The sequence below is a fragment of the Xanthomonas fragariae genome (assembly GCF_017603965.1).
Lineage (GTDB): Bacteria > Pseudomonadota > Gammaproteobacteria > Xanthomonadales > Xanthomonadaceae > Xanthomonas > Xanthomonas fragariae_A.
This window is the reverse complement of the sequence record NZ_CP071955.1, coordinates 1,950,542-1,976,710: the sequence shown is the minus strand read 5'-3', so window position 1 is coordinate 1,976,710 and position 26,169 is coordinate 1,950,542. Positions and strand designations below refer to the sequence as shown.

Sequence of the window (26,169 nt, the reverse complement as noted above, 5' to 3'; positions counted from 1 at the left end):
ATGCGTGTCGTGGTCGATCAGGCGCTGTGTGCGACCACCGGTCAGTGCGCGCTGACTTTGCCGGGCGTGTTCCGCCAGCGCGAGCCTGACGGCGTCGCCGAAGTGTGCGTGTCGGAGGTTCCGCCGGCGCTGCACGCTGCGGCGCGGCTGGCGGCCAGCCAGTGTCCGGTCGCCGCGATCCGGGTCATCGAAGCCGCAGCAGACGCCGACGCCGCAGGTAGCAGTGCCGTGCCTGCGTCTTCGCAGGCCGAACGCCGTATCGCCTCAGCGTCACGAAACCCAGGAGGCCACGATGGGACGGTTTGAAGGCAAGGTGGCCGTGGTGACCGGCGCCGGTGCCGGCATCGGCAAGGCCTGCGCGCTGGCCATCGCACGCGCGGGCGGCTGCGTGGTGGTGGCCGACATCGATGCTCCGGCGGCCATCGTCTGCGCCGCGCAGATCGTGGACGACGCGGGCGACGCGCTGGCCGTGGCGACCGACATCGCCGATGCGCAGGCGGTGGCCGCGCTGTTCGAGACGGCGACGCGGCACTTCGGTGGCGTGGACCTACTGGTCAACAACGCCAGCGCGATGCAGTTGACACCGCACGACCGCGCGATCCTCGATCTCGACCTGGCGATCTGGGACCAGACCATGGCGACCAATCTGCGCGGCACGCTGTTGTGCTGCCGTGAGGGCATTGCAAGGATGATCGCCCGCGGCGGCGGCGCGATCGTCAACATGTCCTCGTGCCAGGGGCTCAGCGGCGACACCGCGCAGACCGCCTATGCCGCGTCGAAGGCGGCGATGAACATGCTGTCGGCGTCGCTGGCCACCCAGTACGGGCATGCGCAGATTCGCTGCAATGCGGTCGCACCCGGACTCATCATGACCGAACGCCTGCTGGCCAAGCTGGATGCGTCCATGCAGGCGCACTTGCGTCGGCACCAATTGCTGCCGCGCGTCGGTCGCCCCGAGGACGTGGCGGCGCTGGTGACCTTCCTGCTTTCCGACGAGGCCGCCTTCATCACCGGCCAGGTGATGTGCATCGATGGCGGCATGCTGGCGCACGTGCCGACTTACGCCGACGGCGGCAACAGTCGCACTGCGTCCCCCGGCGTCGACGCCATCGAAACCGTCGCCGCGGCGGATCGCTGATGGATTTGCTGCGCAACCCGCTTAACCGACGGCTACGGTTACGGCAGGGCATCCCGGTGGTGCCCGGTGCGTTTCCCCTGGTCGGGCATCTTCCTGCCATCGTCTGCGATTTGCCGCGGCTGCTGCTGCAGGCCGAACACACGCTAGGCAGACACTTCTGGCTTGATTTCGGCCCCGCCGGGCAACTCATGACCTGCGTGGATCCGGACGCGTTCGCGCTGCTCCGGCACAAGGACGTATCCTCCGCGCTGATCGAGGAGATCGCCCCGGAGTTGCTGGGAGGGACGCTGGTCGCGCAGGACGGCAGCGCGCATCGGCAGACACGCGATGCGATCAAGGCGGCGTTCCTGCCGAAGGGACTGACCCAGGCCGGCATCGGCGCGCTGTTCGCGCCGGTCATCCAGGCGCGCGTACAGGCGTGGCGCGAGCGCGGCGAGGTGTCCATTCTGCGTGAAACCGGTGGCCTGATGCTTACCCTCATCTTCAGCCTGATGGGCATCCCCGCGCAGGATCTGCCGGGGTGGCAGCGCAAGTACCGGCAACTGCTGCAACTGATCGTTGCGCCGCCGCTGGATCTGCCCGGGCTACCGTTGCGTCGCGGTCGCGCCGCCCGCGACTGGATCGACGCCCAGTTGCGCCAGTTCGTCCGCGACGCGCGCGCGCATGCCGCACGCACCGGCTTGATCAACGACATGGTGAACGTTTTCGATGGCAGCGACGAGGCGCTCGCCGACGATGTGCTGGTTGCCAACATTCGATTGCTGCTGCTGGCTGGCCACGACACCACCGCCTCGACAATGGCCTGGATAGTGATCGAGCTGGCGCGACAGCCGATGCTGTGGGAGGCGCTGGTCGACGAGGCGCAGCGGCTGGGCGCAGTGCCGACCGAGCCTGCGGACCTGGCGGCGTGCCCGGTCGCCGAGGCGCTGTTCCGCGAGACCCTGCGCGTGCACCCGGCGACCACGCTGCTGCCGCGTCGCGCCATGCAGGATCTGCAACTCGGTGACCGGCACATTCCGGTAGGTACCCCTCTGTGCATCCCGCTGCTGCATTTCTCGAACTCGGCCCTGCTGCACGAAGCGCCGGAGCAGTTTCGCCTGGCGCGTTGGCTGCAACGCAGCGAGCCGATCCGGCCGCTGGACATGCTGCAGTTCGGTACCGGTCCGCACGTATGCATCGGCTACCACCTGGTCTGGCTGGAGCTGGTGCAGTTCTGCATCGTCCTGGCATCGACCATGCACAAGGCGGGGTTGCGGCCGCGCTTGTTGAACGACGTCGACAAAGGCCGGCGCTATTACCCGACCGCGCATCCGTCCATGGCCATCCGCATCGGCTTCGCATGAGCGGGCAACGCATGCCGGAACTGGCACCGTTACCACCGAGGCGGTGCGGCCGTCCTCTTGCAGGAACAACCACATGAACAACATGCAGATCGGATCCACGGCACACGACGACCGCGTAGGCGTTTCCGCGCTCGGCGGATCGGTGCACCAGGCGGATGCCACGTCCGGCCATCTGCTGCCGGAAGTCTGGATGCAGGCTGGCGCAAAAAGGGTCGAGCAGGCGCTGGAGCGTCTTCTCCACGCCGAGGAGGACGGCACCACCGAGCTGATGGCGGCGATGCACTACGCCACCCTGCATGGCGGTAAGCGTACCCGCGCCTTGCTTTGCCTGGCGGCCGGCGACCTGGCCGACACGCCGGCGCACGTGCTCGACGACGTCTGCGCCGCCATCGAGATGATGCACGCCTGCACTCTGGTCCATGACGACTTGCCCGCCATGGACGACGACGTGCTGCGTCGCGGCCTGCCGACCGTGCACGTCAAGTTCGGCGAGGCCACCGCGATCCTGGTCGGCGATGCGCTGCAGGCGCACGCGTTCCTGACCCTGGCCAGGGTGGAGGCGCCCGGCGACAACCGCATCGCCTTGGTGCGCGAACTGGCACAGGCGGTATCCGCCGACGGTGCGGCCGGCGGGCAGGCCATGGATCTGGCACTGGTCGGCAAGCACGTATCATTGGATACGATCATGGCGATGCACCGGATGAAGAGCGGCGCGCTGGTCCGCGCGTCGGTCCGCATGGGCGCACTGTGCGCTGTCGCCGAAGATGCCGAGCACGCCGAACTGTACACCGCGCTCGATCGTTACAGCGCCTGCTTCGGCCTGGCGTTACAGGTGGTGGACGACATTCTCGACGCGACGGCGGATGTCGCGACACTGGGCAAGACCCCCGGCAAGGACGCGGCGTCGCACAAGCCGACCTGTGCCTCGATCATGGGCCTGCCGGCCGCACGTCAGTTCGCATTGAACCTGTTGCGCGACGCTGGCGAGGCCATCACCCCGCTGGGGCCGCGCGCGCAGCGGCTGGAGCAGATGTTGCGGCGGGCCGGCGCGTATCTGTCCCAGCACGTGCCGTGCGCGTTGCGGCAGGAGGAGCCATCCACATGAGCGCGCTGTACGAACAGATTCTCTCGGAACTGTGCCATCTGCTTGGTGAGACGCGCGACGGTGGCGCCGTTGGCCCGTCGGTCTACGACACGGCGCGCGCGCTACGGTTCCACGACGGTCTCGCTGACCGGCACGATGCTTACGCATGGCTCATCGCGCAACAGCAGGTCGATGGCGGGTGGGGAAGTGTGGATTTCCCGCTGTTCCGGCATGCCCCCACGTGGGCGGCATGGCTGGCGTTGCAGCGCGCCGGGGCGCTTCCCGGCGCGACCGAGGCGCTCCATGCCGCGACGCGCTTTCTGGAGCGACAGCCCGATCCCTATGCGCACGCCGTACCGGACGATGCACCGATCGGCGCAGAACTGATCCTGCCGCCGCTGTCCAGCGAGGCCGCAGCGTTGTCGAACAACGCGGCATTTCCGCGCCACCCGGCGCTGTGGCCGCTGCGCCATGCACGCCTGGACAGGCTGGCAAAGGTGGCGACCTTGCCCAGCGGGCATCCGCTGTTGCATTCCTGGGAGGCATGGGGCCTAGCCCAGCAGGCCAGCGCATGCCCGGACGAGGACGGCAGCATTGGCATCAGTCCGGCGGCCACCGCCGCCTGGCGTGCGCAGGCACTGCTGCAAGGCGACACACTGCAGGCCGGGCGCGCGGCCGCGTATCTGCAGGCGGCCGCGCGGGCGACCCGCAGCGGTATCGAGGGCATCGTGCCCAACGTCTGGCCGATCAATGTGTTCGAGCCAGCCTGGTCGCTGTATACCCTGCACCTGGCCGGGCTGTTCACGCATCCCGCGCTATCCGAGGCCGTGCGCGCGACTGTCGCACCGCTCGAGACGCGCATGAGCGCGCGCGGGTTGGGGCCAGCCTTGCATTTCGCGGCCGACGCGGACGACACCGCCGTCGCATTGAGCGTCCTGCATCTGGCCGGCCGCGCCCCGGCGGCCGATGCATTGCGCCAGTTCGAAAGTGGCGCGCTGTTCGTCACCTTCCCCGGCGAACGCAATGCCTCGGTGTCGACCAATATCCATGCGCTGCATGCATTGTGCCTGCTGGGCGAGCCGGCCGTCGCCACACGCGCCTACGTCGAAGCAAACCGCAACCCCGATGGCGTCTGGAGCAACGAGAAATGGCATGTGTCGTGGTTATATCCCACCGCGCACGCGGTCGCCGCACTGGCGCACGGCCAGCCACAATGGCGGGACGAACGCGCGCTGGTGGCGTTGCTGCAGGCCCAACGCGAGGACGGTGGCTGGGGCGCCGGCAGGGCGCCCACGTTCGAGGAAACCGCCTATGCCCTGTTCGCGCTGCACGCGATGGACCGGAGCGAGGAACCGGCAGCACGCAGGCGTATCGCGCAGGCGGTGACGCGGGCGCGGGCGTGGATGCTCGCCCGGTATGTGCCGCACGCGCTGCCGCAAACCCCGCTGTGGATCGGCAAGGAACTGTATTGCCCGACCCTGGTTGTGCGTGTGGCCGAACTTGCCGGGCTGTGGTTGGCGTTGCACTGGGAGCAGGGCGCGCCGGTCGGGTCCACGCATGCAGGAGCGGCGCCATGATCGGGAGCGAACACGCACTGCAGAAGGTGCGGGACTGGGGGCGCTCACTGACGGGCTTCGCCGACCAGCATGCCGCCGAAGCGGTCAGGGGCGGGAGTTACATCTTGCAGTGCATCCAGCCGGGATTACGCGAGACCAGCGCCCGCACCGGTCGCGATCCGCAGGACGACGCGCTGACCGTGGCGTTTTACTGCGAACTGGCGCTGTTGTTCTGGCTCGATGACTGCAACGACCTGGGCCTGATCGCACCGGCGCAGCTTGACGCGGTTGAACAGGCGCTGGGGCAAGGCGTGCCGTGCGCGCTGCCCGGCTTCGAGGCCTGTGCCGTGCTGCGTGCTTCGCTGGCCGGGCTCGCCTACGAGCATGGCGACTATGTGCAACTGCTCGACGACACACGGCGCTATTGCGCTGCGCTGCGCGTCGGCCCCGCGCATGCGGCAACGGCGCACGCCTGGTCCTATGCCGAGTACCTTCACACCGGCATCAATTCGATTGCTTACGCCAACGTGTTCTGCTGCCTGTCGCTGCTGTGGGGCCTGGAGATGTCGGCCCTGCGCGAGCGTCCGGCATTCCGCCAGGCCCTGCGGCTGATCTGCGCGATTGGACGCCTGCACAACGACCTGCACGGGCGCGACAGAGACCAGGTAACCGGCGAAACCGCCAACGCAGCGATCATACTGCAGCAGCGCTACCCGACCATGCCTGTGGTCGCCTTCCTCCACGACGAACTGGCCGGCTTGATTCGCATGCTGCAACAGATTCTTACCGAAGAACGCTTTCCCACGCCGTGGCCCGCGTTGTTCGAAGCCATGGCGGCCATCGGCACGCAGTACTACCAGACGTCGATCAACCGCTACCGCAGTGATGCGGCGGAGGGAGGCCAGCATGCGCCGGTCTGAACGCGCACCAGGCGCGGATCCGCACGCGCTGCCCGGTGCCGCCGCGAGCGCCGGAGCAAGCGGGGACGAGGCGCTGAGCCGGCGCAAGGACGACCATCTGGACATCGTGCTGGCTACGCAAGCCACGTCGGCCGCGGTCGTGCCTGGCTGGGAACGCATCCGCTTTGAACACTGCGCGTTGCCCGAACTGAATCTGGCGCAAATCGACCTGCGGGCAACGTTGTTGGGCAAGACCCTGCGTGCGCCGCTGCTGATCAGTTCGATGACCGGCGGTATGCCGCGCGCCGATGCGATCAATCGCCATCTGAGCGAGGCAGCGCAGATCCTGCGCATCGCCATGGGCGTCGGTTCTCAGCGCGTGAGTCTGCAATCGCACAGTGCCCAGGGACTGACCCGCGCGCTGCGCCGCAACGCACCAGACATTCCCCTGCTGGCGAACATCGGCGCTGCGCAACTATGCGAGGCAGATGGCCTGGATCTGGCGCGCCGAGCTGTGGATGCGCTGGAGGCTGACGGACTCATCATTCATCTCAATCCGCTGCAGGAAGCGGTGCAACCGGAGGGCGACCGCGATTGGCGTGGCGTGCTGGCGCAGATCGCCCGCACCGCGCGCAGTATCGGTGTACCGATCGTGGTCAAGGAAGTGGGATCGGGCCTGTCGGCTGCGGTGGCCTGTGCGCTGGTCGAGGCCGGCGTGGCGGTGATCGACGTCGCCGGTGCCGGCGGCACCAGTTGGGCGGCGGTGGAGGGCGAGCGTGCCCTTGATCTTGCCGACCGCGCCGTGGCGATGGCGTTTGCCGACTGGGGCATTCCGACCCCGACCAGCGTGCAGGCCATCCGCCGTACGCTGCCTGCGGTGAAGCTCATCGCGTCCGGGGGAATCCGCGATGGCGTCGATGTGGCCAAGGCAATCCGCCTGGGCGCCGACATCGCCGGGCAGGCCGCCGGCGTGTTGCGCGCGGCAACAGTATCGACCGAGGCGGTCGTCGCGCATTTCGAGATCGTTATCCGCCAGTTAGCGGTGGCCTGCTTCTGTACCGGCTCGGCCGATCTGGCAGCGCTGCGTCAGGCACGCCTGATACCGCCGGATTAGAGGGTCGGCAGGGATTCGTGTAAAAAACAGCCAAAAGTGAGCTAACTGGCCGTCAGAAAAGAATTTTTCACAAATCCCTGCCGACCCTCTGTTTGAGGTACAGCAGGCCGGCGATCAGGTGTTCACCGCACAAGTTAATATTTTAGCTAAGTGACTGATTTTATTTGGACCACCCTTGCCTCGGAGCCTCAACTTCGAGCTCCCCACAAGCGTAAGATTTACAGCAACGTTCGACAGCGCGCCATTTCTTGCTCAACGATGGACGCAACGTAGACATTTCGCAGCACCATTGGCCGTGGAGCGCCCGTCACTCCCCTGACGACTAAGACATGCATGTTGGGGGCCGAGACGAAGATGTTTGCCACCAGACAACACGCATGGGGGCATAGCAGGGAGCGGGCCGGGGCGCATGGCGCCTTCCGTTATCGTTGTCCCTTCTGGCCAAAGGCGGAGACGTCAGCTCTCCCGACCAAGACGGTATACCTGGGAGTGCTAGCGCCGCTTCTTGGGTTTGCGCCACGTGCCAGCTTTGCCTTTACTCAACGCAGGCTCGCCCCTGCGAGCGCAGGGCTCAATGTCCGCATCCCAGGGTTGTCGACGGGACCAGGCGATCATGAGGTCCAGTGAATGCTCAGAGTTCCGTGTAAGTCTGACCCACGGTAGCCGAGGGCCGGCTCTGTGTCGCGCCTGGTCATATAGTGCAGGGACGTACCGGCCCAGCACGTGCCTGAAACCGTCGGCATACGCCCGAGAAAGCGTCCGCAGGGTGGCCGTCAGCAGCAATCGAGGCGAGTTGTTCGGTGCCGGCTCGCGTTCAGGAAAAGCGAGAAGCGCGCTCAAGTTGGCGATTACCCGGTAGGCGGCGTGATGCAGGACGCGTACGTCCAAGTAGATGCCGCTGGCCACGCGTTGGATAGGAGATCCTGCCGTGATGATGTGGATGGAGCACTAACTACCGGTTCAAGCGCCAGGGCTTCGCGTTCCCGGGTCGTAAGACTCGTCGTAGGAAGGGGGGATGCGATCTGGCGAGTAATGCTCAACAACGGCGGGAGAAATAAGGTGTTGCACCCACGCTCGACCGCCGTCCAACCTAGATAGGCTGCCAGGAAATCTCCACGCTCACCTTCATGAGGATCGCCCTTGAGGACGGCCCGCTCATTGACCAGATCGGTCCCACAAGGGCAACACATCAGGTCCAGCCCTTGCCGAAACCCTTCAAGCAGTGGCCGATTGCATTTTCGGCAGTGATGGATCAGCTTCGTGCGGTGCCAGGGACACTGCGCCATCCAAGGCATCTGGAAAAGATTGGAGTGATAGCCTGCGCGCAGGCACGAAGGGCAGGCGCGAAGCGACCACGGCAAGGTGGACCAGAGGCCCTCACCAGCAAAGGGATGCCACGGTTCGACAGACCACAGGCTTTGTAATTCCTGCGAAATGCCCGCGGTGGCGGCCAGTCGAGCCTGATTCCGTTCGGAAAAGGCCAGGACGTGGGAGAGGTCGTCGCGGTATTGGAAGTGCAGGCCGAAGGCCGCCCGGAAGTCCGGGCCGTGGAAGTGGTTCAGACGGGCCACGTGCAGCAGCGTTCCGAATGCAGAGAGTCCCTGCTGGTGCTCTAGGCGCGCACTGACCAAGCCATTTGAAACTACATCGACAGCTGGCATGTTAGTCCTCCACCAGGCCGGTGCCGCGAGAGCGTTCGAGCTCAATGAAGCCCGATGCCTCCAGGGCGGCATCGATGTCCGCATCGGTGAACCCGCTGAAGTCGGCACGTCGCGCGGCAATGGTCGTCAACAGAAAGTTGATGCACACCTCGAAGCTCTTCATCGCCCACGTCCAGATGCCCGGCAATCCGGACTGCAGGCGGAGCTTCTCGGCACGCTGATGCAACTGAGCGGCGTGCTGGCGAAACCGCCAGCCGCTCTCAAAAGCGTCCTGAGCAAAGTGGTGCGAGTAGCTGCGTCCTGAGCCAAGCGGCCACTCGGTATGGTCATCCATGCGGCCCAGCGCGTGGTCGATCTCTTCGATGCCATCCAGTCCACCGAACTCATGTTTGCGGATCAGGAAACGGCCTCGCACATGCGGCGGCGGATTTCCATCGTAGATCTTCTCCATCGCCGTTCCGCTGAAGTCACTTTGCACGACCAGGACGACGAACTGATACGCCCAGTGTTCCGTAGACACTCAAGACCCTCGTTGCGCGTAGCGCCGCTCGAACTCTACAGGCGACAGGTCGCCAGTTGAACCATGACGGCGTTTTGGGTTGTAGAACATTTCGATGTAGTCGAACACCTCGGTGAGTGCGGCCTCTTTGGTGGAATAGATCCGCCGCCTGATCCGCTCGCGTTTGAGCAGGCCGAAGAAGCTCTCCACGGGTGCGTTGTCGTGGCAGTTGCCACGCCGACTCATGCTGCACACCAAGCCATGGGACGCCAGGAAACTCTGCCAGTCATCGCTGGTGTAGACCGACCCTTGGTCCGAATGAACCAGGCAACGAGCGTTGGGTTTGCGCCGCCAGACCGCAGACAACAAGGCCTGCACGACCAACTCGGTATCGGCCCGATCGCGCATTGCCCAGCCGACGACCTGCCTGGAAAACAGATCGATCACCACAGCCAGATACATCCAGCCTTCCTGCGTGCGGATGAAGGTGAAATCGCTCGCCCAGGCCGTGTCCGGCTTCGTCACGTCGAACTGCCGATCAATCAGGTTGGCCGCCGCCTTTCCCTGCGTCCCACCATGGAAGCGCGGTTTGCGACCATAGCCCACCTGGGCACGCAGTCCCTCGGTGCGCATCAGCCGATGCACCCGATGGCGACTGCAACGCTCCCCCAGATCGCGCAGATCCTTGGCGATCTTGCGATGCCCATACACACTGCCGCTCGCCAACCAGTGGTGCTTGATCACTCCCAGCAGGAGTTGGTCTTGCTTTGCGCGCTCACTGTCGGGCGAGCGTAACCACGCGTAATAACCCGCCCGGTTCACCCGCAACACCCGGGCACATCGCGCACAGCCTGAACTCCCTGCGATGGTCTTGCATGAACGCGTACTTTGCCTTCACTCCTTGGCAAAGTACGCGGCGGCCTTTTTTAGGATGTCGCGCTCCTCGGTGACTCGGCGCAATTCGGTCTTCAGGCGCCGAACCTCGGAGTTCTGGTCCAACTCGGCGCGCTGCACGACGCCGGGCTTGCCGAACTTGCGCAGCCGGGCGTAGAGGCTGTGCGTGGTCACACCCAGTCGCTCGGCGACTTCTGCCACCTTGAACCCACGATCGGTCACTTGTCGGACCGCTTCGAACTTGAACTCATCCGTATACCGCTTGCTGCTCATGGACACCTCCGAATCTGCCATTTTCCATGGCCTTGAGATGTCTACGGAACTCTGAGCGTATCACTTTCCTGACAATAAATTAGCTCATTTATGGCTATTTTTTACACGAATCCCTGCCAACCCTCAAGATGGCCGGAACGTAAGGCGTAGCGCGTGTCCCTCGTTTGTTTGACTACCCAATAGCTATGTCCCGCTATTGTTGAGCATATCGCAACCACTTTTGCTCAAGCACACCGTGCGCAAAAACAAAGCGGCCTGAAGGCCGCTTTGTTTGACACTGCCCTAGCCCGGACTATTCGCAGGCTAGGCGTTCACGATCAGTGATCGTGACGCGGCTTATTGACGTCTTCTTCTTGCGTTTGAGTGTCGACCGCAAGAATTGCCGGGTCCGCCGGTTTGACTACTTCGGAGACGACGACTGTGGACGTCGGCTTGTCGGCTGCCTGTTCCTGGACGCTTGCGGGCGTGACAGGTGCCACCGTTGCCGACTGCTCGGGAGCCTTGAAAGGCGACAGCGTCTCGGCAGGTGCCAAGGTTGGGGCTGCCGCGGTTTCCGTAGCCAGCACATCGAGCAACTTCGTTTGCACAGGTGCGTCTGGCTTGCGCACCTGTGCAATCGGTACAGTATCCGCAGCCTGGGTACGCTGCGGCTCGGTTGTTGTAGACATCACTGCGATATCCGCGGCAGGGCTCGCAGCGCTGATGGGCTTTGCATGCGAAGCATTGACGGTCATCACGGTGGCCTGCGCAACCGGGACATTCGACGACGTTGCTGCAGGCCTTTGCACGTCAACGGCAATCGGCGCCGTGTCGGCTTTTACCGGCTCGGCTTGCGCTGCAGACGTCGAAGCAGTGGCATGTACAGCGCGTTCCTGACTAACTGCAGCCGGTTCCGCCGCAGTTGCAGCTGTACCAGTATGCTCGACTGGCTTGGTGGCAGGAAGGGGAGTTGCAGGCACGGCAGCAGGAGCCAACGTCGCTGCCGCATCATGTGCTGCCGCTGGAGTCGAAGGTGCTGGACTCGACACGGCTGCCGGAGCCGGAGTCGTATTCGACACGGGGGAAGTAACAGGCGTCGATGCAGCAGATGCTGCAGCTGGTACTGTCGCATCGCTACGTGCCCTATCAGCTGCTGCGGTACCCTGAATTGCAGCCTGCTGTTCGAAAGACGGCGTGGCGTTGGAGACCGGTGCGGTGGTCGAGTACGTGTCGGCATCGGTTTGCGTCTCCACACGTTCCTTCGGAACCGGACGCGGCTTCACCGCTGACGAAGCGCTGGGCTCGGGCTTGGCACGCGGGGCAGGCGCCTCGTCGTCGAAGTCGAACTCCGGCTGGCCGACGCGCGGTGCTGCAGGCTTCTGTGTCTGCGTGGCGGCATCACCGGCGTTCTCGTTCTCGCCGTCGAGATCGCCTTCGGCATCGCCGTCCAGATCGTCCGTTTCCAGACCATCGACGCCGGTACCGCCTTCACCATGTGTGCCAGCACCGCGACGACGACGACGACCGCCACGACGACCGCGACGACGACGGCTTCCACCTTCGCCATTGGCCGAATCATCGCCCTGGGCATCCGTGGTCTGACCATCCGCAGTCGCGTCGATGCCGCGATCGGCAGGAGATTCGCTCACGATCACATCAGCCGGATGCACCTGGGTCGCTTCGTTCGCTGGAACTTGCGTCGTCACCGTAGCCGCAGTCTCGGCTATTGCACCAACCAAGCTGGATGTTGTTGCCGTTGCAGCAGTCGAGGTCGGCATCTGTGCCGCTGCAGTGCCTTCGTCCTGGCGCGCAGGACGCTGCTGCTTATCGGACGACGCGCCATCGTGCTGTGCAGGTGCACGCAGAGAACGCGGCGCCTGCTTCTGCTTCTGAGTTTGCTGTTGCTGCTGCTTTGGTGCCTGCACCTCATTGCGCGGTGGCTTGGCGACCTGCACCTGCTGCTGTGTCTGGGCGCCATTTTGCGCACTCTGGTTGTTGCTCGGCTGGCGACGCTCGTCACGACGCTCCTTGTTGGCACCGTTGCCATTGCCGCCGTTACCGCTATTGCCGCGCTGCTGATTGCCACTATTGCCGCTATTGCGTACATCGCGACGCTGACCGCCTCGCTCGTTACGGTTGCCACGGCCGGCATCGTTCTGGCGCGGGCGCTGGGTCGGTTCAGGCGCGGGAGCGACCTGCTCGATACCACCGAAGATGCGCTTCAGCCAACTGACCACGCCGGTCACCGGCGCAGGCAATGGCAATGCGACGACCCCAGCCGGCGCAGGTGCTGCAGCGACCGAGGCAGGTGCCTCCTCACGCACCGGAGCCGGCTGGTTCGGCTTGATCGAAGTCACCGCCGGGGCAACCGGAATATTCAACTGCGCGTTGGTCAGCGCGTGCACCGGCAACTTGCGCGGGGTGCCGCGTTGGTAGCTAGGCTTGCCGCTGTCCTCGCCCAGCTCGTTTTCACGCAAGCGCGTGACTTCGTAGTGCGGGGTGTGCAGTTGCTCGTCGGCGACGATGATAATCGGCGAGGCATGCCGATTTTCGATCTCACGCAGCGCGCTGCGCTTTTCGTTGAGTAGATAGTTGGCGATCTCCACCGGTGCCTGGACCAGCACTTGTCCGGTATTTTCCTTCATGGCGTGCTCTTCGGCCACGCGGATGATCGACAGCGACAGCGATTCGACGCTGCGCATGCGGCCATGGCCGTCGCAACGCGGGCACACGATCTGGCTGGATTCACCCAGACTTGGGCGCAGGCGCTGGCGGCTCATTTCCATCAGGCCGAAGCGCGAAATACGGCCCAGCTGCACGCGTGCGCGATCGTACTTGAGCGCGTTCTGCAGTTTGTTTTCGACTTCGCGCTGGTGCTTGGTCGACGCCATGTCGATGAAGTCGATCACCACCAAGCCGCCAAGATCGCGCAGGCGCAGCTGACGTGCGACTTCTTCGGCTGCTTCCAAGTTGGTCTGGAAGGCGGTTTCTTCGATATCGCTGCCCTTGGTGGCGCGCGATGAGTTCACGTCGACGGCGGTCAGCGCCTCGGTCTGGTCGACCACGATCGAGCCACCCGAGGGCAGGCGGACATTGCGTTCGTAGGCGCCTTCGATTTGCGATTCGATTTGGAAGCGATTGAACAGCGGAATGTCATCGGTGTAGTGCTTGAGCTTGCGCAAGCTCTGCGGCATCACTTGCTTTATGAACTCCTGGGCGTCTGCATACAGCTCTGGCGTATCGACCAAGATCTCGCCGACGTCGGCGCGCAGGTAGTCGCGCAGGGCGCGGATGATCAGACGCGATTCCTGGTAAATCAGGAATGCGGCCGGCTTGCTCAGCGCAGCCTCGGCAATCGCCTTCCAGGTCTGCAGCAGATAATCCAGATCCCATTGCAGTTCTTCGGCGTCACGACCGACACCGGCGGTGCGAATGATCACGCCCATGTCGTCCGGAATGTCGAGCTTGTCGAGCGCTTCCTTCAGCGCCGCGCGGTCTTCGCCTTCAATCCGGCGCGAGACGCCACCGGCGCTCGGTGAATTGGGCATCAAGACCATGTAGCGGCCGGCCAGCGAGATGAACGTGGTAAGGGCAGCGCCCTTGCTGCCTCGCTCTTCCTTATCGACCTGCACCACGATTTCCTGACCTTCGCGCAACAGCTCGCGGATGGTCGACTTGGTGTGGTCGACGCCAGCCTGGAAATAATCGCGGGAGATCTCCTTCAACGGCAGGAAGCCATGACGCTCAGCGCCATAGTCCACGAACGCCGCCTCGAGAGAGGGCTCGAGCCGGGTGATACGGCCCTTATAGATGTTGGACTTCTTTTGTTCCTTGGACGGCTGTTCGATGTCGATGTCGTACAGGGTCTGGCCGTCCACAATCGCTACGCGCAGCTCTTCGGCCTGCGTTGCGTTGATCAGCATTCGCTTCATTGTTGGGTTCCTCACGCGCTCTACCGCGCGGAACGCCGTGACGTTTCGCCTCTGGAACAGCTTGTCGGCCCTTCGCGCAGCGCGCGGACAGGCCTGACCAGGGTTTCCAGCGCTGCAACACCACGGCAGGCCGCGGGAGCGCTTGTCTTAAGTTTTCTAGGTGTTTCAGGGCCGGCAGCCGCGTCCGGACAAACCGGGGCAGCGCGCGGGACATGTTCAGCACAACGGCCAAAGACCGCAGGCGATGGCTGGGTAGGCCGGTGAGCCGCTAACATGGCCGCCCCGGGGACGGTGGTCGCGCACTGTGCCGGAATCATCGGAAGGCAGGCTTCTGGCCAATCAACTTCCAACGAAATCAGACCCTTATCTCGCTCGCCGAGTGTAACAGAATTAAACAGCCGGATGACCGACCCACAGTCCCCCAAGCCGCCCGCCGACCGTGTGGGCGTGCGCATTCTCAAAGTTCCGGAAGACCGTACTGGGCAGCGGCTGGACAATTTCCTGCTTGGTCAGCTCAAGGGCACGCCGCGCAGCCTGATCTACAAGCTGGTCCGCAGTGGTCAGGTGCGGGTGAACGGCGGGCGGGCAAAGGCCGAGCGCAAGCTCGAGGGTGGCGAAGAAGTACGTATCCCGCCAGTACATGTCAACCACGAGGGCGACAAGGCAGCGCCACCGTCGTCTTTCCTGGCGCGGCTGGAAGCGGCGATCGTGTTCGAGGACGCGCGCCTGCTCGCGCTCAACAAACCGTCCGGGGTCGCCAGCCATGGCGGTAGCGGGATTAGCTTCGGCGCCATCGAAACCTTGCGAGCGCTGCGGCCGAACCAGAGCCTGGAGCTGGTACACCGGCTCGACCGCGATACCTCCGGTCTATTGATCGTGGCCAAAAAGCGCTCGGCGCTGACCGAGATGCAGGCGCTGATGCGCGAAGACGACCGTGTCGAAGGCCGCGGCATCACCAAGCGCTACCTGACCTTGTTGGTCGGCCGTTTGCCGGACAGGGTGATGACCGTTGATGCGCCGCTGCATATCGGGCTGCGTCAGGGCGGCGAGCGGCATGTACAGGTGAATGCGATCGGCAAGCCGTCGTTGACCCACTTCACGTTGCTGGAAAGGCGCGGCGGGCATTCGTATTGCGAAGTCCGCATCGAAACCGGCCGCACGCACCAGATCCGCGTGCATGCCCAACATCTGGGTCATCCGGTGGCGGGCGACGACAAATACGGCCAGGCAGAAGTGAACAAGCGCCTGCGCGATCAGCTCGGTTTGAAGCGGCTATTTCTGCACGCGGCATCGCTGGAGTTCACGCTGGATGCCGGCAAAACACCGTACGCGTTGAGTGCACCGCTAGCGCCGAAGCTGGCAGAGGCATTTGAGCGCCTGGCGCGCTGAAAATCAGTCCGAATACCGTGCCGAACACGGCTTCGGACAGCAGGCTGGACAAGACAAGATAGCCGACGCCCGCACCGATCGGCTCGGCCAATCCGCTCAACAAAATGGCGCCGAATGCATAGAACTTGTTGCGCGTAGCAAAGTACACCGGCACCGCAATCGCGATGCCCTCGGGAATGTTGTAAATTGCAATCGCGAACGCAACTGCGGATTGGGCTTCTTGGCGAACACCACCATTTAGACGCCGAGCCCGGTCGCAAGTCCGGCGGCTAGGGTGACCGCAAGCGCGGTCCAGACGTTGTGTGATGGACACTTCAAGCATGTGACGCGACGACCTCGTGGGATTGAAAGCTATCCTGCGGAGAGCGTCGCGATTACAGCTGCGCGACATGCGCACGACCATCCGCGGGTGCAGGATGGCCATGCATAGATGACGAACGCGTGGTATTTGCAGCGACGATGAAGGTGGTTGCGCGATCAGCAAGCGAGCGCGGTCGGTGCCAGGATCTGCGTGTAGTGCTTGGGCAGCGTGATCCTGTTCGCCGCCCCCGTTGGCCGAAGATGACCGTGACCTTTTATCAGCCGTGCTTAGAGCGGCTAACAAAACGTAGCGAGCAGTCGTCAGGTGGGTGCTCACGGCGCTGAGGAACCGGAGTGTACGTGTGGTACATGCCGATTCCGAGCACCGGCTGCGCCCGCCTGGCGGCGGAGTAGTTTTGTCAGCCGCTCTTAGCCGCCGCGACGCGCGTGTTCTTCGATGGCGAAGCATTCGTCCGGACGCGGCACCGGCGGCTTGAACGCGACCGGAACCTGGATGGTCTGCGGCACAGCCTGGCCGTTGCGCGTGGCGGCCTTGAACTTCCATTCGCGCACGCGCTTCTGCGCCGCTTCGTCCAACACCGGTTGGCCGCTGCTCTGCGACACCGACACATCGCTGGGCGCGCCCTCGACGCCGATCACGACACGCAGCACCGTTGTCCCGCCAATGCCAGCGCAGGCCAGTTGCGGCGAATACTCCGGCGGTGGCGTTTTCAATGCAGCAAGTTCGGTCGGCGCGAACGCGGGCGCGGGCGCGGATGCCTGCTGCGGCGACTTGCCACACCCGCTGATGCCGGCGGCGATAAACAAGCCGGCGAGGGTGGCGCGATAGATGGTCATGCAGTGGCTCCCTGATCGTAGAGTTGCGCGGTCTTGGCTGCGCAGATGAAGTCGTTTTCGCTCAGTCCGCCGACGTCGTGTGTGGAATAGCGCACCACCACGCGGTCGTAGTGCACGCCCAGGTCTGGATGATGGTCCTCGCAGTGGGCGATCCAGGCCAGTGCATTGACGAAGGCGAGGGTGCGGTAATAGTCGACAAAGCGGAACGTGCGCGTAATCGCCGTACCGGCCTCGGTCAGCTCCCAGCCGGGTACCTGCGGCAGCAGTTCGGCCAGGCGCGCTTCGCCAAGCTTGTGGTCGCTGCCTTTACGCGGAAGGCAATGGGCCTGTTCCAGGGGAATCAGATCGGTCATGACGGTCTCGCAGGGGGGGGGGGGCGGACAGCGCACCTACCAGCATCACGGTGTTCCATGAGCGAGGGCGCATTGAGCGGTAGAATAACCCGCATGATCCAGATATCCGACAAAGCCCAAACCTATTTCCGCAAGCTCATCGAACGCGAGGGCGTGCCCGGTATGGGCGTGCGCCTGAGCGCGGCAGATGCAGGCACGCCGCGCGCTGATGCTCGGCTCGAGTTCGCCGAACCGGCGGAGTTGAGCGGTGACGAATGGGCGATCGACTGCGACGGCTTTACCTTATACGTCGTCGCTGCCAGCGTGCCGTGGATGGATGGTGCCGAAATCGACTACGTCACCCAATCCACCGGCAACCAGCAGCTCACCATCAAGGCGCCTAAGATCAAGGGCGAAGCGCCGACAGATTCGGCATCGATGGTGGAGCGCGTGCGCTGGGTGGTGGAAAACGAGATCAATCCGCAGCTGGCCTCGCATGGCGGACGTGTGGCGGTTCAAGAGGTCTCGGCCGAGGGCGTGGTGCTGCTGCGTTTTGGCGGCGGTTGCCACGGCTGCGGCATGGCCGATGTCACCCTGAAGCAGGGCATAGAAAAAACCTTGATGGGCCGTGTGCCCGGCGTGATCGCGGTACGCGATGCGACCGATCACGCCACAGGCGACGCACCTTATATCCCGCGCGACAGCGCGGCCTGATTCCGCGTCACCGGTGACAACCGCCGCCGATCTGCTGCATGCGCTGCGCGCGCGCATGCCGGGCCAGCTTGTTCTGGATCGGCACACCGGCTTGCCTTATGGTTGGGCGATCTGGCTGCGCAATCGCGATAACTCAGCTGCGCCGTTCAACGACGATCAGGTGGTGGATGTGCTGCTAGCACGACCGGTGCCGCTGCACCGTGTCGGCACTGCTGCGGTGTTGTCGCCATTTCAGGCATTTTGCAGCCTCTGGTGGCAGCACTGGGAACCGCGTCCAAAAGATCAACGTTCGCAGCATTGGCTGGCGTTGCTCGGCAGTTTTCTGATCCATCTTGGTCTCATTGCAATGCTGATCTGGGTGGTGACGGTACGTTGGGCACCGGATGAAACGAAGCCGGACGACGAATCGCGAGTGCGCATGACCTTTATTGGTGAAGGTGCGGCAAAGCAGGGTGGTGGCGAAGGGCAACCTGCTGCTGCAACGTCAGCGCAGGCGGCTTCAAGTGACGCGAGGTCTTCAACGCAGTCCAGTGCATCGCCTGAGACCGGCAAGCCGAAAAGATCGCCGCCGATGTCGCCACAGCCAACTGCTGATCCTGTCGACAGTTCCAGTGCTACGCAGGCGCAGGACATCGCGCCCGAGCAAGTGATCGCGGCCGCCAGCGAACCGATGAAACCGAATGTTCCGCAAGTGACGGTGCAGGTGCCGACAGTGACGATCGAATCGCCGTTGCAGGTGACCGAAACGCCGGTCGCAACCAATGACTTCGTCGTGCCCACACCACCAACGATCACGGTGGCGCTGCGGCCGATCGAGCCGGCAGCGCCACAGATCGAGGTACGTCAACGCGACATCCAGACCATGAGTGAAAGCCCGCAAGTTCGCGAGGTGCAACGTCCCGACGCAACGGTTGCGGTGCGGTCTGCCAATGCGCCAGCGGTTCGTGAGCGCGAAATCGTTGTACCGAATCGGCCTCAAGTCGCTGCGCCGAGCGCACGCGTTCGCGATATCACGCCAATCGTTCGCATGCCCGAGGTAGCGGTCCGCACCGCAGAGCTGCCGAGCGTGCCAGTGCCGGCGAATCCAGCGCCTGCGCCGTCTTCGTCTGTCGCCGCCGCGCAGCCGGCGGCAACTGCTGCTCCATCCATCCAAGCGCAGGCCAACCCATCTAAATCCGAGCAATCCAACAGAACGGCAGCAGCCACGTCTTTATCGTCCAAACCGACCACCAGCAGCAATGTGGGCCCGAAACCTACCGACCGAAGCGGCGGATGGGATGTTGCAGCCAGTGCCGACGACTGGAGCAAATCCAGTCGCAACCGTGACGGTGAATCAGCCAGCGCCAACGGGCAGCGCAACGGCATGTTCGATGCCGATGGCAGTATCCAAGTGGCCGCCGGAACCGGCGATGCAGGTAGCGGCACCAGCGACCGCGGACCACCAGGCAGCCAAACCGACACCTGGACCCGCGATCAGATCGCCCAAGGCGGCACTTGGCTCAAGCGGCCGCCGTACGACTACAAGCCGACATCGCTGGACAAATACTGGATACCCAACCAGTCGCTGCTGCAGGAATGGGTACGCCGCGGCTTGAAGAAGATCGAGATCCCAATCCCGGGAACGACCACCACGATCAGCTGCGTAGTTTCGTTACTGCAGTTCGGCGGTGGTTGCGGCCTGAGCGACCCAAATCTAAACGATCAACCGGCGACTGCAAGACCGCCACCTGATGTGCCGTTCAAGCGGGAGCTGCAGGAAGACAATGGGACTAAAAAATAGTTTATCCTCAGCCAGGATTTGGACATAATATACATTATGCGAAATGGCGTGTGGCGTGCAGCGCAATTGCGGGCCCGCTGGCTGTGGCTGTGGCTTACATCGCTGCTACCCTCGCGGGGTCCTTCTGATACGGAAATCGCTGCATGAAGCTTGACACCTACGATCGCGTAGACCTGACCGGCCCTTGGGCCGGTTTTGGTTTTCAGGGAGACCGGATGTTCACTCCCGAGGGACGAGACCTGCACGCCGCAGACATGCGGTTCTGGTCGCTGACGTGCTGCATCGCGCGGGAGTGGTCATTAATGATGGCCGAGGAACGGCACTGCAGGCGGGACCTGCCCGGAGAGCCTGTGGCAACAAGGACTCCGGGAGCGAGGATCTCCGAGACATGCCAGATCATCTACCTGCGGGACGTGCTCCGGCACAGACGCGAAAAGCGGTCATCAGTGGTGGCTGGCGCGGAGTTCGCCGACAGAGCACAGGTTGTGCATAGAACGCGGGGGCCGAGACGTCCACGGCGCGGGTGAAACGTGAAGCGTTATCCGTAGGGGCGCTGCCCCTACACCCAGAACCCCGCAATCGCTTAGGCTTAAGCGAAAAGCCAGACCCGAGAGTCGGCAACGATTCGTGTAAAAAAACAGCCAATTAGTCGACAACCCATTGAATGCGAAAGCGATAGATAGCGAGAATGACCGTGAACATCCAAGAATCCAAAGCCATCATTACTGTCTCGAATAGCCTTTCGCACCACTGCCCATTTGACTGTGAAGGTGCCCAAACACGCTCGTTTAACGAATTTCAGGATGTGGTCAACCATCTCATATCGGTGCACGGGTGCGCCTTACTTCACGTTGGTAGCGAAACAACGGAAGGCCCTAATAGCAAACCATGGCAGAGCACAATTGCTGTGCTCGGTTCTCCGGAAGAGCTTCCGCAATTGGCACCCTCCGAATTTTTCGAAACCACCCCGCCGCCGAGGGGTGCGTGATCCCTGCCGACCCTCAGAAAAGAAAAAACCCGCCAGCGTCGGCGGGTTTCGTCTTTGTACTATCGTATGTCCTCGGGGGGAGGCTTGCGCCCGCTAGTCCCGTGGCTAGTCGCTCAAATATAAGGCCTTCGGGTGGGTATGTCAAACAGCCAGAAAACGACCATTGATGCAGTAAAGGCCGCGCTGTCAGCGGCTCGCATGGGAACCTTCGAGGTCGCAGCCGGGGTGCAAGCAGATGATGACCCTGCGGCACTGTTGCTCTACGCGTGGAATGCTGCGGTGTCAGGTGCGTTCTTAGCCCCCCTGCATCTATGTGAGGTAGTCATTCGCAACGCTGTGGCCGACGCGCTGGAAGCGCTCTATGGGCCGCGCTGGCCGTGGTCAATAACGTTCGAGCGTAGCTTGCCCGATCCGACGCAGGGCTACAGCCCGCGCCATGATTTGCAAAAAGCTAGACGGGCAGCGCCGACAACGGGCAAGGTGATCCCGGAATTGAAGTTCGTTTTTTGGCAAAAGATGTTCACAAGCCGCTACGACACCCGCATTTGGGATCGACACCTGCGGCGCATTATGCTGAACCTTGACCCGGCCAAACCGGTTGCCGACTTGCGGATGTCGATCTATCGTGACTTAGAGAGGGTGCGTTTGCTGCGCAATCGCATCGCCCACCATGAGCCAATATTTGCCCGAGCGTTGGCAAATGACTACCAGACCATACTGGCACTCGTGACGTACCGCTGCACGGTTACAGCGGCATGGATGGACAACAACCAGACCGCCACAGCCATCATTGCCGCCAAGCCCTAAGCCCTCAACGATATGCGACAGCTCCGCAGCTAGAAAAGCGGTCATCAGTGGTGGCTGGCGCGGAGTTCGCCGACAGAGCACAGGTTGTGCATAGAACGCGGGGGCCGAGACGTCCACGGCGCGGGTGAGGCGTGAAGCGTGAAGCGTTATCCGTAGGGGCCCTGCCCCTACACCCCGGACCCCGCAATCGGTTGGGCGTAAGCGAAAAGCCGACACCCCTGTGACTGCGCCCCTGGCGGGGCTGTCATTGAATTACCTAACGCGTTAGGTATAAGCGCTGTTTGTCATCGGCGCCTGCTGCGTCACGTTTACGGCGACGATGTCTAATCTCACTTTCAATTTCGGCCCAAACAATGCCGATGATGCAAGGAGCCAAAGCAACTAGTGCAACAAGCGTCACAGCGTCTTCGTTGATCATTTCAACTCCTTTTACCTAACGCGTTAGTTAATCTGCCATAGATTCATGCACGCGCATGCGCAGATCCGCAAGCAGATCCAGTGCGTACTTCGCTTCACCACGGCGCATGGCATCGCGCAACGCATCGATCATCGCCGCGTCTGAGACTTCCATGCGATAGGCGGATTGCGCTGCAATCTTGCGATTAATGCGGTATTGGCGCATGTAGTCGGCGGGGGTCTGTGCGCACACGCCGTTCTTGGGCGGACGACCGCGACGCTTGGGAAGCTGCATTTCGATAGTGCCGGGGTCCTTGTCGTCGCGCATGTTCGTGTTCCGCTGTGTCGATGTAGATATATTAATCTAACGCGTTAGATAAGTCTAATGATGATTGATTATCTAACGCGTTAGATAACTACATGTCGCGCGTGGTCTGTGGGGTGTACGTGTTCGACGTATATGGCTTGTTCTCCGGAAACGTACCCAAAACGCGCGTTCGATACTCGATTACTGCGCCACCTGCAATGTGGTCGCGATCAGCGCGGCCGGCGTCACTCCCTGCGGTCGCAACACCAGCAGCGCCATCGCTCTTGCCATCAGGCGACGTATTGTAAAGGCGTGGGTCCTGCTCGCGGACGGGCTCATGCCACGGCCACGCGGTGGCCACCACGATGTGTTTACCAGCCACCAAACGCACGCCATATGCCTGCACCGTGGCATCGAAACCGAGTGCGCGCAGCTGGCCCAAATCCAGTTGCTCCAAGACGATATTAGACGTGTCGATCCACTGCACCCACGCGCGATCCCGGCCATCGAACTGAGCGATGGCCGCAACGCGGATGCGGCCCTTTTCAGCCAGCTGGATGACGTAACGCTGTTCCGAAGTCAGATCGGCGAGCGGATCGACAACGGCGTTTGGCATGCCTTGCTGCCCAGGTGCAGAGACCAGCTGACCAGGCTTGAACACCTGCCCGACCGCTGGCGTCGCTGACGGGCCAGCGGCAGCGGCATGCGGGGGCTGCTTGCCCTTGTTGAAATAGCTGACAAAGAAATAGAGGCCGACCCCACCGATAACCAGAAAAATGACGGCACGCACCGCCATCGCGGCCCACACGTTCTTGCCGCCCTCTTCATAGACCTCAGTGTTCTCTGCGCCCGGCGCATAGCCGTCATAGAGCGGGAAAATCGCGGAATCGTACTTGAGCGTCTGGCCGCCGACCTTCTCGAATTTGCCGGGCGAGGTCGTGTGGAAATACGTCACCCGGTACCGGCTTTTCATGCCGACTGCGGTGAGCTTCTGAAACGTGTTTTTCTTCTCGATACGCGCCTTGACCGCCGAGTGCAGGCGGTTGATCCACTGCGTCATGATGACCGCATCGCCGCCGTTCTGGCCAAGCAACGCCCAGAAATTTTCGACGGCCGGTTCAAGGGGCTTACGCTCGTTGACATAGAACTCGTGCACTTCATCGATCACGACCAAAGCATCTTTGAACTCGTCCGGAATGCACCATTTGCCCGACGCATCCTGCGTGCACGCAAACAGCTTGGCCACGTCCTTGGTGTCCACCAGCACCAGCCAGTGCTGCACGTCTTTTTCCTCCATCCCAAGATGCTTGGCGATGCGGTCATGACGTAGACCATTGAGACGAGCGAACACGCGCCGACCTTTCTTGATGGCAGGCAAAATGTGGTTCTTCACCGCGTCATAGCTCTTGCCGGCGCGCGGCACGCCTTCGTTAAAAACGAGCATGTCACCAAATCCCCAGCGTCAGCACCCGACGCAGCACGTAGAAAATCATCGCCGCGCCAATGGCAACGAGCGATGGACCAATCATAAAAACATCAGCGAACCACAATATTGTGCTACCGGCATTGCCGAGCATCTCACCAATGCTATGACCCTTCATGAAGTCGGGCATTGGTAGCAGGTTCATGACATAAAGCACCGCCGACAGGGCCTTATCGAGAAAAAGAACGAACAGATCGCTAAAGAAGTCGGCAAACGCCTGCCACACCGTTTTGACAGCCTTCCAAATCCATGCCGTCAAATCACTCAACCAACCAGCTTGCATACCCTACCCCTTATGTCACCGCAATGCGGATGGCGGCATAGCAGGCAATCGCGAGAATGACCCACCCACACGCGCGCAAGAACGCAAGAAAGGTGCCGCTACAGTGGAAATCGATTGTCATGGCATCCCAGAACTTCGAGGCACCCAGACTGAACACTGGGCACGAGCCACCAGACGGGACCTGCATAAAGCTAACGATGCCGCCCGCAATAGGCGTCGCACGCACCTGCGTTGCGAACTTCGACACGACCGACTCCACCGTCTTGTCGCTCTTGGTGTAGAGGTCTCCGATGGCTGCACCTTCGCCCGGGTCATCATCATCATCATCATCATCATCATCATCATCATCATCGCCACCGCCGCCAGAACCACCATCACTGCCAGTTCCAGTACCGTCACCCTTGCCGGTGCCGTCCTTGCCATAGGTGCTATCGAAGGTGGTCACGGTGGAATTCGTCGTGACGCCGCCCCTGGTTTCAGACGAGGTGCCCTGCCCGGTCACCTTCCAATCGCCGCCGTTAGCAGGGGCATCACTGGGAGCGTTGATGGCCGCACTCTCCGGTGACTTGGTAGCAGACTGATTGTTGTTGTCGGCTTTCTTCACGCCCGATTCGCCGGGCGACCAACAGAACTGTTTTCCGGTCGATGCGGTCGCGCAATTCTTGCCATCACTGCGAATACACATCGTCAGCGTGCCAGACTGCACGCAGTCCTGATCTTTGACCGCCTGCCCTGAGCCGTCGCCATACGTGCAAGTGGCACCGGTAGGCTTGGCGCCGACCAAACTAAAATATGTCTTGCCGCCAGCCGTAAAGGTGTCTGCCGAGGTGGCAGGCCCCATCGCGCAACCAGCATCACAACTGGCACCACTGCCAAGCGCTGACCAACCGGAAGTAGATACGGGCCGAGAAGCGCACGAGCTAGAAAACGGCCACTCTCCACACGTGGTCGCCTCCCAACCAGACGTAAATTTTTGCTCGATAAAACAGCGATAGAGATTCCTACCGGCAGCCAAGCTACATGAGGAATTTCGAAACTGATTGGGAAAACTGGAAACAAGACGCTTGCCTTCCTGAATACAAGCCTGCTTTGCCTGGCCGTCATCCATCGTCTGTGCATGCAAGACATGAGGACTGATAAAACAGCAAAAAAAAACCAGGGCTGCATATACAAGCCTCACGCGTCAAGCCCCTTGACAGCCGCCCACCCACACAGCGCGCCCATGCATGCACAAAACAATAGAACGATCATCATGACCCCCAGAAAGAGAGAGGGCGACACCAAAGCGCCGCCCTACCCTCACCGACATTAGCCGAAGAAGCCGGCCACCTTCTTTGCACCCCACTTGGTGAAACCGACCAACGCGATCAGCGCGGCAGCACCGATTACAGCAGTCACAGCATCAGCTGCGCTCAAACCCGACAAAATGTCGCCCATGTTTTATCTCCTAGTTAATTGATGATTGGTTTACCGGTTATTGAACATCGCCGCGACGCTACCGGCCATACGCCCCAGAACAAACCACACGATCACTATGCCGCAACACCCGGTGGACCACGCCACCGCATCATGCTGACTCGGCATCGCAAACGCTTCTTGCACCAGCGCATATACGCTGTATTCGCTACCACTAACCAGCACATAGCCACTGCACTGGCCGACCGATTGGCCGGTTGGCACCAACGTGCCATCGCCTTGCAGAACTACGCACATGGCCATAAATCAGGCCGCCGCCCGCGCGGGGGCGGTGGTCTTGAGTGAGGTGTATTTGCTGATGGACACGACGCCCTTGTTGACGGTCAGCATCTTCTCCATATCCAAGGTATACACACCGAGCGGATACGGTTTTTGCCCGTCTTCCAGGCGCACATCGAAGGGGTAGGAAAAACCGCCCACTTCCAGCTTGGCGCGCTGCTTGCGGGTGGTATAGCTGCGGTCCTCGCCCTTGTCGTCCTTGAACGTGCCGCCACGCTCATCGACTTCAGCATTCAAAACGGTGACTTTGATATCGCTCATGGTGTAACCCCTTCTGTGGTTTGGTTGACGCCGGCAATTTCCGGCCAATGGTCTGCTGCTTCCTGTGTTGCCCACGCCGGCAGCTTGTTCGACGTGCAGGTACTGATGTTGGTGGGGCGCACGCCGCAAGCGACACGGTGCACT

General features: G+C 62.4%; 25 protein-coding genes, 1 other RNA gene and 3 pseudogenes. 12 read left to right on the top strand and 17 right to left on the bottom strand.

The window, feature by feature from the left end:
- The 7 genes from J5I97_RS09235 (at position 1) to fni (ending at position 7,134) form a co-directional block, all read left to right on the top strand.
- Positions 1 to 306: a ferredoxin gene (locus J5I97_RS09235; RefSeq protein WP_208591655.1), complete on the top strand. Its 306-nt coding sequence runs from the start codon at positions 1 to 3 to the stop codon at positions 304 to 306.
- A complete protein-coding gene (locus J5I97_RS09230) occupies positions 293 to 1,138 on the top strand; it encodes a glucose 1-dehydrogenase (RefSeq protein WP_208591392.1) in 846 nt (281 codons plus the stop codon). The genes J5I97_RS09235 and J5I97_RS09230 overlap by 14 nt, the downstream gene beginning before the upstream one ends.
- On the top strand, positions 1,138 to 2,481 hold the full coding sequence (locus J5I97_RS09225; RefSeq protein ID WP_208591391.1) for a cytochrome P450: 1,344 nt from the start codon (positions 1,138 to 1,140) through the stop codon (positions 2,479 to 2,481). The genes J5I97_RS09230 and J5I97_RS09225 overlap by 1 nt, the downstream gene beginning before the upstream one ends.
- A gap of 190 nt (positions 2,482 to 2,671) precedes the next feature.
- The gene (locus J5I97_RS09220) at positions 2,672 to 3,586 is read left to right on the top strand and encodes a polyprenyl synthetase family protein (RefSeq protein WP_208591653.1); all 915 of its coding nucleotides are present in this window, start codon (positions 2,672 to 2,674) and stop codon (positions 3,584 to 3,586) included.
- Complete coding sequence (locus tag J5I97_RS09215) at positions 3,583 to 5,142, top strand: prenyltransferase/squalene oxidase repeat-containing protein (RefSeq protein WP_208591388.1); 1,560 nt, start codon at positions 3,583 to 3,585, stop codon at positions 5,140 to 5,142. The genes J5I97_RS09220 and J5I97_RS09215 overlap by 4 nt, the downstream gene beginning before the upstream one ends.
- Positions 5,139 to 6,041, top strand: coding sequence for a terpene synthase family protein (locus J5I97_RS09210; RefSeq protein WP_208591387.1), 903 nt, complete (start codon positions 5,139 to 5,141; stop codon positions 6,039 to 6,041). Before J5I97_RS09215 ends, J5I97_RS09210 begins: the two co-directional genes overlap by 4 nt.
- A complete protein-coding gene (gene fni, locus J5I97_RS09205) occupies positions 6,028 to 7,134 on the top strand; it encodes a type 2 isopentenyl-diphosphate Delta-isomerase (RefSeq protein WP_208591386.1) in 1,107 nt (368 codons plus the stop codon). Before J5I97_RS09210 ends, fni begins: the two co-directional genes overlap by 14 nt.
- 848 nt (positions 7,135 to 7,982) lie before the next feature.
- Here the strand turns inward: fni and J5I97_RS09200 are convergent.
- From J5I97_RS09200 to J5I97_RS09185, 4 genes and pseudogenes are all read right to left on the bottom strand, one after another.
- Positions 7,983 to 8,795 (bottom strand): hypothetical protein, encoded by an 813-nt coding sequence (locus tag J5I97_RS09200; RefSeq protein ID WP_208591384.1) that lies wholly within the window; start codon positions 8,793 to 8,795, stop codon positions 7,983 to 7,985.
- A gap of 1 nt (position 8,796) precedes the next feature.
- Positions 8,797 to 9,315 (bottom strand): hypothetical protein, encoded by a 519-nt coding sequence (locus J5I97_RS09195; RefSeq protein ID WP_208591381.1) that lies wholly within the window; start codon positions 9,313 to 9,315, stop codon positions 8,797 to 8,799.
- Positions 9,316 to 10,461: pseudogene (locus tag J5I97_RS09190) on the bottom strand (IS3 family transposase).
- Positions 10,462 to 10,778: 317 nt separating this feature from the next.
- Positions 10,779 to 14,363 carry an Rne/Rng family ribonuclease gene (locus J5I97_RS09185; protein ID WP_208591651.1) on the bottom strand — a complete coding sequence of 1,195 codons (3,585 nt, stop codon included), beginning with the start codon at positions 14,361 to 14,363 and terminating at the stop codon, positions 10,779 to 10,781.
- Positions 14,364 to 14,774: 411 nt separating this feature from the next.
- On the opposite strand from J5I97_RS09185, the gene J5I97_RS09180 reads away from it, so the two are divergent.
- On the top strand, positions 14,775 to 15,761 hold the full coding sequence (locus tag J5I97_RS09180) for an RluA family pseudouridine synthase (protein WP_208591380.1): 987 nt from the start codon (positions 14,775 to 14,777) through the stop codon (positions 15,759 to 15,761).
- A gap of 1 nt (position 15,762) precedes the next feature.
- Here J5I97_RS09180 and J5I97_RS20360 read toward each other — a convergent pair.
- The 4 genes and pseudogenes from J5I97_RS20360 to J5I97_RS09160 all read right to left on the bottom strand — a co-directional run.
- Positions 15,763 to 15,966: pseudogene (locus J5I97_RS20360) on the bottom strand (zinc transporter ZupT); the annotation flags it as partial.
- A gap of 390 nt (positions 15,967 to 16,356) precedes the next feature.
- A non-coding RNA gene (locus J5I97_RS09170) (sX9 sRNA) lies at positions 16,357 to 16,432 on the bottom strand.
- Between the two features lie 58 nt (positions 16,433 to 16,490).
- Entirely contained in the window at positions 16,491 to 16,919 is a 429-nt protein-coding gene (locus tag J5I97_RS09165; protein WP_208591379.1) for an energy transducer TonB, read from the bottom strand.
- Positions 16,916 to 17,272 carry a 4a-hydroxytetrahydrobiopterin dehydratase gene (locus tag J5I97_RS09160; protein ID WP_208591378.1) on the bottom strand — a complete coding sequence of 119 codons (357 nt, stop codon included), beginning with the start codon at positions 17,270 to 17,272 and terminating at the stop codon, positions 16,916 to 16,918. The genes J5I97_RS09165 and J5I97_RS09160 overlap by 4 nt, the downstream gene beginning before the upstream one ends.
- A gap of 93 nt (positions 17,273 to 17,365) precedes the next feature.
- On the opposite strand from J5I97_RS09160, the gene J5I97_RS09155 reads away from it, so the two are divergent.
- From J5I97_RS09155 to J5I97_RS09140, 4 genes are all read left to right on the top strand, one after another.
- On the top strand, positions 17,366 to 17,965 hold the full coding sequence (locus J5I97_RS09155; protein WP_208591377.1) for an NfuA family Fe-S biogenesis protein: 600 nt from the start codon (positions 17,366 to 17,368) through the stop codon (positions 17,963 to 17,965).
- A 13-nt stretch (positions 17,966 to 17,978) separates the two neighbouring features.
- Positions 17,979 to 19,745 (top strand): transmembrane repetitive protein, encoded by a 1,767-nt coding sequence (locus tag J5I97_RS09150; RefSeq protein ID WP_208591376.1) that lies wholly within the window; start codon positions 17,979 to 17,981, stop codon positions 19,743 to 19,745.
- 143 nt (positions 19,746 to 19,888) lie between these two features.
- Entirely contained in the window at positions 19,889 to 20,272 is a 384-nt protein-coding gene (locus J5I97_RS09145; RefSeq protein WP_208591375.1) for a DUF3653 domain-containing protein, read from the top strand.
- 659 nt (positions 20,273 to 20,931) lie between these two features.
- Positions 20,932 to 21,540 carry a hypothetical protein gene (locus tag J5I97_RS09140; protein ID WP_208591649.1) on the top strand — a complete coding sequence of 203 codons (609 nt, stop codon included), beginning with the start codon at positions 20,932 to 20,934 and terminating at the stop codon, positions 21,538 to 21,540.
- A gap of 256 nt (positions 21,541 to 21,796) precedes the next feature.
- Here the strand turns inward: J5I97_RS09140 and J5I97_RS09135 are convergent, their stop codons facing one another.
- The 9 genes and pseudogenes from J5I97_RS09135 to J5I97_RS20545 form a co-directional block, all read right to left on the bottom strand.
- Entirely contained in the window at positions 21,797 to 21,958 is a 162-nt protein-coding gene (locus tag J5I97_RS09135) for a hypothetical protein (RefSeq protein WP_208591374.1), read from the bottom strand.
- Positions 21,959 to 21,985: 27 nt separating this feature from the next.
- Positions 21,986 to 22,264 (bottom strand): hypothetical protein, encoded by a 279-nt coding sequence (locus J5I97_RS09130; protein WP_208591373.1) that lies wholly within the window; start codon positions 22,262 to 22,264, stop codon positions 21,986 to 21,988.
- An 88-nt stretch (positions 22,265 to 22,352) separates the two neighbouring features.
- Positions 22,353 to 23,687, bottom strand: a complete 1,335-nt coding sequence (locus J5I97_RS09125; protein WP_208591372.1) for a zonular occludens toxin family protein — start codon at positions 23,685 to 23,687, stop codon at positions 22,353 to 22,355.
- Between the two features lies 1 nt (position 23,688).
- A complete protein-coding gene (locus tag J5I97_RS09120; protein ID WP_208591370.1) occupies positions 23,689 to 24,009 on the bottom strand; it encodes a phage coat protein in 321 nt (106 codons plus the stop codon).
- Positions 24,010 to 24,019: 10 nt separating this feature from the next.
- The gene (locus tag J5I97_RS09115; protein ID WP_208591647.1) at positions 24,020 to 24,850 is read right to left on the bottom strand and encodes a hypothetical protein; all 831 of its coding nucleotides are present in this window, start codon (positions 24,848 to 24,850) and stop codon (positions 24,020 to 24,022) included.
- Positions 24,851 to 25,317: 467 nt separating this feature from the next.
- Positions 25,318 to 25,446, bottom strand: coding sequence for a capsid protein (locus J5I97_RS09110; protein WP_208591368.1), 129 nt, complete (start codon positions 25,444 to 25,446; stop codon positions 25,318 to 25,320).
- Positions 25,447 to 25,476: 30 nt separating this feature from the next.
- Positions 25,477 to 25,728, bottom strand: coding sequence for a hypothetical protein (locus tag J5I97_RS09105; RefSeq protein ID WP_208591366.1), 252 nt, complete (start codon positions 25,726 to 25,728; stop codon positions 25,477 to 25,479).
- A 3-nt stretch (positions 25,729 to 25,731) separates the two neighbouring features.
- Positions 25,732 to 26,025: a single-stranded DNA-binding protein gene (locus J5I97_RS09100; protein WP_208591365.1), complete on the bottom strand. Its 294-nt coding sequence runs from the start codon at positions 26,023 to 26,025 to the stop codon at positions 25,732 to 25,734.
- Positions 26,022 to 26,132: pseudogene (locus J5I97_RS20545) on the bottom strand (replication initiation factor domain-containing protein); the annotation flags it as partial. The pseudogene J5I97_RS20545 and the gene J5I97_RS09100, both read right to left, overlap by 4 nt.
- Positions 26,133 to 26,169 lie beyond the last annotated feature (37 nt).